This is a genomic window from Caulobacter sp. P1_B12_2, assembly GCF_056406675.1.
In genome coordinates, this window is sequence record NZ_JBFTZS010000570.1 from 1 (window position 1) to 2,509 (window position 2,509).

The 2,509-nt window shown below is 69.8% G+C and carries 4 protein-coding genes; 2 read left to right on the top strand and 2 right to left on the bottom strand.

The features are described 5' to 3' along the window. Both AC1DZ6_RS23390 and AC1DZ6_RS23395 read right to left on the bottom strand, forming a co-directional pair. Positions 1-600 (bottom strand): Ada metal-binding domain-containing protein (locus tag AC1DZ6_RS23390; RefSeq protein ID WP_477099502.1); only part of this gene is annotated, 600 nt, incomplete at its 3' end. Positions 601-846: 246 nt separating this feature from the next. Further along, complete coding sequence (locus tag AC1DZ6_RS23395; RefSeq protein ID WP_477099503.1) at positions 847-1,467, bottom strand: TetR/AcrR family transcriptional regulator; 621 nt, start codon at positions 1,465-1,467, stop codon at positions 847-849. Between the two features lie 131 nt (positions 1,468-1,598). Between AC1DZ6_RS23395 and AC1DZ6_RS23400 the strand changes: the two genes are divergently transcribed. Beyond that, the gene (locus tag AC1DZ6_RS23400; RefSeq protein ID WP_477099504.1) at positions 1,599-2,222 is read left to right on the top strand and encodes a glutathione S-transferase C-terminal domain-containing protein; all 624 of its coding nucleotides are present in this window, start codon (positions 1,599-1,601) and stop codon (positions 2,220-2,222) included. A gap of 103 nt (positions 2,223-2,325) precedes the next feature. Beyond that, positions 2,326-2,509: DUF8200 family protein (locus AC1DZ6_RS23405; RefSeq protein ID WP_477099505.1), on the top strand; the 184-nt coding region annotated here is incomplete at its 3' end.

The window sequence follows — 2,509 nt, forward strand, 5'->3', positions numbered from 1 at the left end:
GGCCTGGGCCACGGCCCGGGCGGCGGTGGGCCGACCGATGGCGCGGGCCACCTGGACGTAGGAGGCGGTGGTCCCGGCCGGGATGGCCCGCAGCGCCGACCAGACGGCCTGCTGCAGCGGCGTGCCCCGGGCGTCGAGCGGCAAGTCCAGCCTGGCGTCGGGATGCTCCACCTGCGCGGCCACCGCCGCCAGGTCCACGCGCAGGCCGTACGGATCGGGCGTCAGCCGGGCCGAGCGGAAGCGGCGCTCCAGGTCGCGGACCAGGGCGTCCTGGTCGTCGCCCAGGGTCACCAGCCGCAGGCCGGCCTCGGAGCGGGCGACCAGGGCCAGGCCCAGGGTGGTGGGGACGGTCGAATAGCGCAGAGTCTCGCGCGGCTGGTCGGGCTTGCAGCGCAGGCAGGCCCGGAAGCCGGCGGCGCGGGCGCTCTCCACCGTGTCATGGAACGCGACGTTCTTGCGCAGCGGCCGTCCGGCGCAGCTGGCCAGGCAGTAGACCCCGGTGGTGCGCACGGCGATGAAGAAGGCGCCGTCCAGGTCGCGGTCGCGGCGGCGCATGGCCTCCCAGCGCGCGTCGTCGGTCAGGATTTGAGAAGCGGTCATGGGAAAACTCCTTTCGTGAGAAGGAGCATGCGCGCCGCTCAGGCCGGCGTCATTCCGATGCTTGCTACGCCGCGGACGCTGCTGACACTCGGTGTCACGGCGCGGGCCGGCTCGTCAGCGCTGGGCCGATCGACATTCAGAGCGATCACCCGATTTATCGTCATTCCCGCCACAAGGGCGGGAATGACGGATCAAGGGGATACGGCGTAGTGCGAGCCAGCGCCCCAAGCTGAATGTCGATACGCGCTAGATCCTGGGCGGTCCGCAGATCAGGTTGACGGCGGCCGTGATCGTCGCCTCCAGCTGCTCGCGGGTCTCGCCGGCCCGGGCGCGGACCGACAGGGCGTTCATCAGCAGGCTGGCCAGCCGCGCCAGGCTGGCGTGGTCGGCGCCGGGCGGCAGGTCGCTGGCCGCGTGTCGTTCGAACAGCCGCGCGACGGCGCGGTCCAGCTCGTGCAGGCCGTCGGCCACGGTCTGGCGCACCTCCTCGTCGACCAGGGCCTGGCCCAGGCCGGCGCTGGCCAGGAAGCAGCCCCGCCCGCCCATGTCGTCCGACAGATAGAAGCCCAGGGCCGTGTGATAGACCCGCGCCAGGATGTCGCGCAGCGCGCCGCCGCCCCGGAAGGCCTCGGTCATCGCCGCGCGCGAGCTGTCCATGTAGCGGTCCAGCGCCGACCTGAAGAGCGTCTGCTTGTCGCCGAACGCCCCGTACAGGCTGGGCCGGTTCATGCCGGTGGCGGCGCTCAGGTCATCCAGCGAGGCGCCGGCGAAACCCTGGGTCCAGAAGATCTCCGTGGCCTTGGCCAGGGCGACTTCGGGATCGTAGGCGCGGGGGCGTCCACGGCGCTTGGTGGGGGCTTCGGACATCTGACTCTCCTGGCCGGGCGCTGCTGACTCATTTGGGCTCGCCCAACTGGTGTTTTGTACCGTTTCGCAGTTTATTCCTTGACCGCTGTTATTTTTATGCGAAACAGTACGGAAATGCAATGGAGGGTTCGATGGATCTCTACTTCTCGCCGATGGCCTGCTCGATGGCGACACGGATCGCGGCCTACGAGGCGGGCGCCGACATCCGCTTCCTGAAGGTCGACACCAAGGCCCAACCCAAGCGCGTCGAGGACGGCGCCGAGTTCCTGGCGATCAACCCCATGGGCCAGGTGCCGGTGCTGCGCACCGAGGACGGCGAGCTGATCGTCGAGAACACCGTGATCCTGCAATATATCGCCGACCGCTTCCCCGCCGCCGGCCTGATCCCCGCCGAGGGCGCCGAGCGCCGCAAGGTGCAGAGCTGGCTCAGCTTCATCGGCTCGGAGCTGCACGTCGGCGCCTTCACCGCCCTGCTGAACCCCAAGGCTCAGGACGGCGCCAAGGCCTTCGCCCGCGAACGGCTGGCCGAGCGCCTGGCCCATCTCGACGCCCACCTGAAGGGCCGCGAGTTCCTGCAGGGCAAGTTCAGCGTCGCCGACGCCTACTTGTTCGTGATGCTGACCTGGGCCCGCTACCTGGCCTTGGACTTCGGGCCCTATCCGGCCCTGTCCGCCTATCGCGACCGTCTGCAGACCCGGCCTTCGGTGGCGAAGGCCTTCGACGAGGAATTCACCCTGTTCAAGGCCGCGGCCTGACGCCGTGACCTGAATGGAGGCGCGGGCTCGCGTCTCCTCCACCTGACGGCGGGATCGGTTTGTGTGTCCGCCGCCTCTCCCATCCTCCCTAGGAGATCGACCCATGCGTAATCTGATCATCGCCGTCGCGGCCCTGGCCGCGACGGGCGGCCCCGCCATGGCCGAAACCAAGGTCCAGACCGGCTGGCTGACGCTCAGCGCGCCGACCACCCAGGACCACATCGTGTTCGACGGAGCCGTCTGGCGCTGCAAGGCCGACGTCTGCCGCTCGCCCCAGGTCAAGTCGC